Here is a 6,647-nt window from a genome sequence, read left to right as displayed (position 1 = left end):
CCCCACTCCTTCCCATCCCGAACAGGACAGTGAAACCACTTCGCGCCGATGATAGTGCGGATTACCCGTGTGAAAGTAGGTCAACGCCAGGCTCCCATTCAAACCCCCTGTAGCAACGCTACAGGGGGTTCTGTGTTTTGTGCGTTCACTTCTGAACGCATCTCTTATGCGAATTTCTGCTGATTTTTGGCAAAAAATCAGAGAAAACCACGTCTTCGCAATCTGTACGCCTGTGTCGCAAACCCGAAATGCCTGCTTGTCGAATTTGATTAAAATCAGATAAAGCCGTTGTCCGGCCAGAAGACGCCCCATTGTCATCTGCACCCGGCAAAACGGCATGGATTCGCCCGACCGCCACCCCCCGGCGGCCTGGGCTGGCGTGTGTTGCGCGAACAGGCTAGGGAGTGAGTGGCATGATGATTGTTCGACCGGCGCGAACAACCGATTTACCGGCACTGGAACACATGGCTGCCGCCAGTGCGGCCGGCGTGACCGGATTAACCCCACATCGGGAGTATCTGTTCGAGCGCATCCAGCAATCGATTGCCGCCCTGGACAGTGATGTGGCCTGGCAAAGCGAAGAAAGCTACACCTTCATGCTGGAAGTTGATGGCCAGGTGGTGGGCACGGCCGGGCTGATTGCCTCGGCGGGGTTTACCCAGCCGTTTTACAGCTACCGCAATGAAACCCTGATTCACGCCTCGGCGGCGCTGGGGGTGAACAACAAGATTCATGCGCTCACTCTGTGCAATGACCTGACCGGCGTCACTCAGCTGTGTGGGTTTTATCTGGATCCGGCGTTTCTGGATTCTGCCGCCGCCGATATGCTGTCGCGCGCGCGCCTGCTGTTTATTGCCTCGCATCCCCAGCGCTTTTCCGAGCGCCTGTTTGACGAAATGCAGGGCCACACCGACGCCGAAGGCCGTTACCCTTTCTGGGAAGCCATCGGCAAGCCGTTTTTCAAGATGGAAGTCGAAGAAGTTGACCGCCGCATCGCCCTGGGCAACAAGACCTTCATCGCCGAGTTGATGCCCACCTATCCGATTTACGTGCCGCTGCTGCCCGATGCCGCCCAGCAGGCGATGGGCCAGATTCACCCGGATGCGGAAGTCCCGTTTGCCATCCTGATGGATGAAGGCTTCGAGGCGGATGATTACATCGACGCCATCGACGGCGCGCCGACGCTGACCGCCAAAACCCATTGGGTGCGCTCGATCATGCATAGCCGCATCGCTCAGCTGCACATCATCGACAACCGTCCGGCCGGCACCGAAACCTATTTGATTTGTAACCAGCGCACCAGCCAATTCCGCGCCGTGCTGGCCGATGTGCTGTGGCATGGCGATGAAGTCTGGGTGTCGCCGGATACCGCCCAGGCGCTGGCCTGTGAGCCGGGCGACAGCGTGCGCCTTACCCCGTTCACCCCGGTTGTCGGGCAAGGAGAGCAAGCATGATGCTGATCCGCATGGCGCGTCCGGACGATCTGGACGCCCTGGTGGCGCTGGCCCGACTGGCTGATATTGGCGTCACCTCATTGCAGGCCGACCCCGCCCAGCTGGCCGAGCGCATTGAGCGCAGCCAGCGCACCTTGCGCAACGAGCTGCCGCGCGCCAATCAAGGCTATCTGTTTGTGCTGGAATGCAGCGACACCGGCCAATTGGTCGGCACATGCAGCATTGAGTCGGCGCTGGGCCTGCATTCGCCCTGGTACAACTACCGGGTGGGCAAGGTGATCCACGCCTCGCCGTCGCTGAATATCTATTCCAGCGCAGAAACCCTGTTTCTCTCCAATGACCACACCGGCAGCACCGAAGTGTGTGCGCTGTTCCTGCACCCGGACTGGCGGCGTGAGCACTTGGGCGCGATGTTGTCCAAGTGTCGTTTTCTGTTCATGGCGCAACACCCTGAGCGCTTTGCCAATAAAGTCATCGCCGAAATGCGCGGCGTGGCCGACGAACAAGGCCGCTCGCCGTTCTGGGAGGCCCTGGGCCGGCATTTCTTCACCGTGGAGTTTGCCCAGGCCGATCATCTGACCGGGGTGGGCGACAAGTCTGTGGTGGCCGAGCTGATGCCCAAGTATCCGGTGTATGTCGATCTGCTGCCGGCCGAGGCGCGCGCCGTGATTGGCCAGGTGCACGAAAAAACCCAGCCGGCGCTGGCCATGCTGCAAGAAGAGGGTTTCCGCTACCAGGGCTACGTCGATATTTTTGACGCCGGCCCGACCGTCGAGGCCTTTCTGCACGAAATTCGTGCAGTGCGGCACAGCCGGCTGTGGACGGTGTGCGAAGAAAAAGCTGCGCCATCGGCGCACGCCCAACCGTGGCTGCTGGCCAGCACCGGATTGAGCGATTTTCGCATGACGGTGAAGCTGCTGGATGCGCCGCATGGCGTGCTGCCGCTGGATGACGACACCGCCCAGATGCTGGGCGTGCGCGAGGGCGATGTGCTGCGGGCAGTGCCTTTGCATCCGCCGCAGGATTTAAGCCAGATTTTACCCTGAAAATACCCTGTATTAAGAGAAATATCTTGCCACGCATTCAATTGTGCGTGGCTGTTTGAGCATGAACTGCTTGCCTTCGCTGATTTTGTGGTGGAAAGTGTTGGCAAGCTGGCGCGTTTGACGCGCTGATTGTTTAAAAACGAACATTCCTGGCACTTTTCCTGCTTATATCTGTTCGTTCTGTATCAATGTATTTGCGACAAGTGAGTTTTACCCGGTGTTTTTCAATGTGCACTGCACAATTCAGGTGCGTTGCACAATTTGAGTGCTAAATAAGCTTTCAGGAGCTTGTCATGCTGACCGGTAATGCAGATCACGCCATCTCGGTTTGCATTGCAACATAACGATTACCGTATTTATACGTATCGTTTTTATTTTTTGTTGTAAAATCATTGTATTGCAGAATGGCTTCCCAATGGGGCAAACCCAATGTGGCGGCAGGTAAAGCGGCTCAGATTATGATTGACAGCGTGTAATCAGCTAGACATAATCCGACCGCTCGCGCGCTGACGGTGTCAAAAACCTGTTGGCGCGTGCTAATAAAACCAACGTGCCGTCGGTTCACCAGACCGACTGAGGCGGCTCTCAAGGAGATTTCCCACAGTGGATATTTTTCTTCAACAAATCCTGAACGGGCTGGTGCTCGGCAGTATTTACGCGCTGATTGCGCTGGGGTATACCATGGTGTATGGCATCATGGGTCTGATCAACTTTGCCCATGGCGAGGTGGTGATGTTTGGCGCCATGGTCACCATCTCCATCATCGGCATGCTGACCGGCATGGGTTTGTCTTTGCCCGGCCCGGTCGTGGTGCTGCTGGCCTTGATGCTGGCCATCCCGGTGTGCATGCTGATGGGCTTCGCCATCGAGCGCATTGCTTACCGCCCGCTGCGCAATGCGCCGCGTCTGGCCCCGCTGATCACCGCCATTGGCCTGTCCATTGTGTTGCAGAACGTCGCCATCCTGATCTGGGGCCGCAACTACATTCCCTTCCCGCCGCTGTTGCCGCACGACCCGATCAATGTCCTGGGCGCCAGCATCACTGATCTGCAAGTGTTCATCGTGATCTCCGCCATCGCCATCATGGCCGGCCTGCTGTTCATGGTGGAAAAAACCAAGTTGGGCCGCGCCATGCGCGCCACCAGCCAAAACCCGGCAGTGGCTGGCCTGATGGGCGTGAACGTCAACACCATCATCTCCGCCACCTTTGTGCTGGGCGCCGGTCTGGGCGCGGTGGCCGGCGTCATGGTGGCCGCCAACTACGACCAGGCCCACTCGCACATGGGCTTTCTGATTGGCCTGAAGGCCTTTACCGCCGCTGTGCTGGGCGGCATTGGCAACCTGGGCGGCGCCGTGGTCGGCGGCATCCTGCTGGGGGTGATCGAGTCGCTGGGCGCTGGCTATATCGGCGACCTCACCGGCGGCTTCCTGGGCAGCCACTATCAAGACATTTTCGCCTTCGCCGTGCTGATCCTGGTGCTGGTGTTCCGTCCGTCCGGCCTGCTGGGCGAACGCGTGGCCGAACGCGCCTGATTCGGGGAGAACTACACACATGCCGCAAAACCAATCCAAACGGATGCTTGCCTTTGCCCTGTCGGGCATCGTGCTGGCCGTGCTGCCCTTTATTGTCGGCAGCACCCTGGGGAACTCCTGGGTTCGCACCCTGGACTTCGCATTGCTGTACATCATGCTGGCGCTGGGCCTGAACATCGTGGTCGGCTTCGCTGGCCTGCTGGACCTGGGCTATATCGCCTTCTACGCCGTGGGCGCCTACACCTTTGCCCTGCTGAACTCGCCGCACCTGAGCATCTTCATGCCGTGGTGGTTCATTCTGCCGCTGGGCGCCATTCTGGCGGCCTTCTTCGGCATCATGCTGGGCACGCCGGTGTTGCGCCTGCGCGGTGACTATCTGGCCATCGTCACCCTGGGCTTTGGTGAAATCATCCGCATTTTCATGAACAACCTGAATGCGCCGGTGAACATCACCAACGGCCCGCAAGGCATCAATATGATCAAGCCGATCGAAGTGGCCGGCTTCTCGCTGGGCAAGCCGGTTGAGCTGTTCGGCACGACTTACAACAGCGTGTACATCTATTACTACCTGTTCCTGCTGCTGGCCGTGCTGACCGTGATCATCTGCCATCGCCTGCAACACTCCCGCATTGGCCGCGCCTGGGTGGCCTTGCGTGAAGACGACGTGGCCGCCAACGCCATGGGCCTGAACATCCGCAATATCAAACTGCTGGCCTTTGCCATGGGCGCCACCTTTGGCGGCGTGGCCGGCGGCCTGTTCGCCAGCTTCCAGGGCTTTGTCTCGCCAGAATCCTTTGGCCTGATGGAATCCATCATGGTGCTGGCCATGGTGGTGCTGGGCGGCATGGGCAATATCTCCGGCGTGATTCTGGGCGCCGTGCTGTTGACCGTCACCCCGGAACTGCTGCGCGACATCATTGGCCCGCTGCAAATGAAAGCCTTTGGCCGCATGATCGTGGACCCGGAAAACGCCCGCATGCTGATGTTTGGCCTGGCGCTGATTGTGGTGATGCTGGTGCGCCCGGAAGGCCTGTGGCCGTCCAAGCGCCGCAAGGCAGAATTCCACGATGCGCTGGACGACGGCATTCCTGCCGCCGACTCCCAGGCTGCCGACGGACTGAAAGGGTAATGACATGGCCGACGCACTGCTGAAAATCGAAGGTATCCACAAACGCTTTGGCGGCCTGCACGCGCTCAACGACGTAGGCCTGACCATCAATCGCGGCGAAATCTACGGCCTGATCGGCCCGAATGGCGCCGGCAAGACCACGCTGTTCAACGTGTTGACCGGGCTGTATCAGCCGGACGAAGGCAAGTTCACCTTCAATGGCCAGGACCTGTTCCGCCAGAAGCCGCACGTGGTGGTGAAGGCCGGTATTGCCCGCACCTTCCAGAACATTCGCCTGTTTGGCGAAATGACCGCGCTGGAAAATGTCATGGTCGGCCGTCATGTGCGCACCAAGGCCGGCGCCCTGGGCGCCATCCTGCGCGACCGCGCCACCATGGCCGAAGAAAAAGCCATCCGTGACCGCGCCCGTGAGCTGCTCAACTATGTGGGCATCGGCAATGTCGCCAACGAACGCGCCCGCAATCTGTCCTACGGCCACCAGCGCCGCCTGGAAATCGCCCGCGCGCTGGCCACCGACCCGACCCTGCTGGCGTTGGACGAACCGGCCGCCGGCATGAACCCGCGTGAAACCGAAGACCTGCAAGCCCTGATGGAAAAAGTCCGCAGCAGCGGCGTGACCCTGCTGCTGATCGAACACGACGTCAAGCTGATGATGACCTTGTGCGACCGCATCGCCGTGCTGGACTACGGCAAGAAAATCGCCGAAGGCGTTCCGCAAGAAGTCAAGAGCAACCCCCGAGTCATCGAGGCCTACCTGGGAGCGGCACACGCATGAGCCTGTTAGAAGTCAAAAACCTCAAAGTGGCCTACGGTGGCATTCAGGCTGTCAAGGGCATCGACCTGCACATCGACCAAGGCGAACTGGTGACCTTGATCGGCGCCAACGGCGCCGGCAAAACCACCACCCTGCGCACCCTGGTGGGCATGGTCAAACCGGCCGAAGGCACCATTCAGTACGATGGCAAGCCGACCGGCAAAACCCCGGTGTTCGACTTTGTCCGCAAGGGCCTGGTGATGGTGCCGGAAGGCCGTGGCGTGTTTGGCCGGCTGACCGTCGAAGAAAACCTGCGCATGGGCGCTTACTATCGCAACGACGAAAGCGCCATCCGCAGCGAAATCGACTACGTCTACGAGCTGTTTCCGCGCCTGAAAGAGCGCATGACCCAGCTGGCCGGCACCCTGTCCGGCGGCGAGCAGCAAATGGTGGCCATGGGCCGTGCCATGCTGTCCAAGCCCAAGCTGCTGCTGCTGGATGAGCCGTCGATGGGTCTGGCGCCGATCATCGTGCAAAAGATCTTCGAAATCGTGCAGATGATTTCCAAGCAAGGCGTGACCATTCTGCTGGTTGAACAAAACGCCAAGCTGGCGCTGGAAATCTCCGACCGTGGCTATGTGATGGAATCCGGACGCATCACCATGTCTGGCGCCGCCAGCGAACTGCTGAGCAGCGACGCTGTGCAAAAAGCCTACCTCGGCGAATAAGGC

Annotated in this window: 6 protein-coding genes and 1 rRNA gene; all 7 read left to right on the top strand. The window is 59.6% G+C overall.

From position 1 onward, the window contains the following. A 5S ribosomal RNA gene (gene rrf, locus DFR34_RS17950) occupies window positions 1-92 on the top strand; the annotation flags it as partial. Between the two features lie 321 nt (window positions 93-413). Beyond that, entirely contained in the window at window positions 414-1,454 is a 1,041-nt protein-coding gene (astA, locus tag DFR34_RS11135) for an arginine N-succinyltransferase (protein WP_110391232.1), read from the top strand. Next, window positions 1,451-2,500, top strand: coding sequence for an arginine N-succinyltransferase (gene astA / locus DFR34_RS11130; protein ID WP_110391231.1), 1,050 nt, complete (start codon window positions 1,451-1,453; stop codon window positions 2,498-2,500). The genes astA (DFR34_RS11135) and astA (DFR34_RS11130) overlap by 4 nt, the downstream gene beginning before the upstream one ends. A 603-nt stretch (window positions 2,501-3,103) precedes the next feature. After that, complete coding sequence (locus DFR34_RS11125; protein WP_110391230.1) at window positions 3,104-4,033, top strand: branched-chain amino acid ABC transporter permease; 930 nt, start codon at window positions 3,104-3,106, stop codon at window positions 4,031-4,033. 19 nt (window positions 4,034-4,052) lie between these two features. Beyond that, window positions 4,053-5,162, top strand: a complete 1,110-nt coding sequence (locus DFR34_RS11120) for an ABC transporter permease subunit (protein ID WP_110391229.1) — start codon at window positions 4,053-4,055, stop codon at window positions 5,160-5,162. 4 nt (window positions 5,163-5,166) lie between these two features. Continuing rightward, complete coding sequence (locus tag DFR34_RS11115; protein WP_110391228.1) at window positions 5,167-5,937, top strand: ABC transporter ATP-binding protein; 771 nt, start codon at window positions 5,167-5,169, stop codon at window positions 5,935-5,937. Then, window positions 5,934-6,644, top strand: a complete 711-nt coding sequence (locus DFR34_RS11110) for an ABC transporter ATP-binding protein (RefSeq protein ID WP_110391227.1) — start codon at window positions 5,934-5,936, stop codon at window positions 6,642-6,644. Before DFR34_RS11115 ends, DFR34_RS11110 begins: the two co-directional genes overlap by 4 nt. Window positions 6,645-6,647: the final 3 nt, after the last annotated feature.

The sequence above is a fragment of the Rivihabitans pingtungensis genome, from assembly GCF_003201855.1.
GTDB lineage: Bacteria > Pseudomonadota > Gammaproteobacteria > Burkholderiales > Aquaspirillaceae > Rivihabitans > Rivihabitans pingtungensis.
The sequence above is the reverse complement of the archived record's forward strand: the minus strand, read 5'-3'. Positions and strand labels throughout refer to the sequence as shown.

Excerpts from the sequence above, each read along its gene's own strand:
- astA (WP_110391231.1), top strand. The coding sequence starts at position 1,451 with ATGATGCTGATCCGCATGGCGCGTCCGGACGATCTGGACGCCCTGGTG.
- DFR34_RS11115 (WP_110391228.1), top strand. The coding sequence starts at position 5,167 with ATGGCCGACGCACTGCTGAAAATCGAAGGTATCCACAAACGCTTTGGC.
- DFR34_RS11120 (WP_110391229.1), top strand. The coding sequence starts at position 4,053 with ATGCCGCAAAACCAATCCAAACGGATGCTTGCCTTTGCCCTGTCGGGC.
- astA (WP_110391232.1), top strand. The coding sequence starts at position 414 with ATGATGATTGTTCGACCGGCGCGAACAACCGATTTACCGGCACTGGAA.
- DFR34_RS11110 (WP_110391227.1), top strand. The coding sequence starts at position 5,934 with ATGAGCCTGTTAGAAGTCAAAAACCTCAAAGTGGCCTACGGTGGCATT.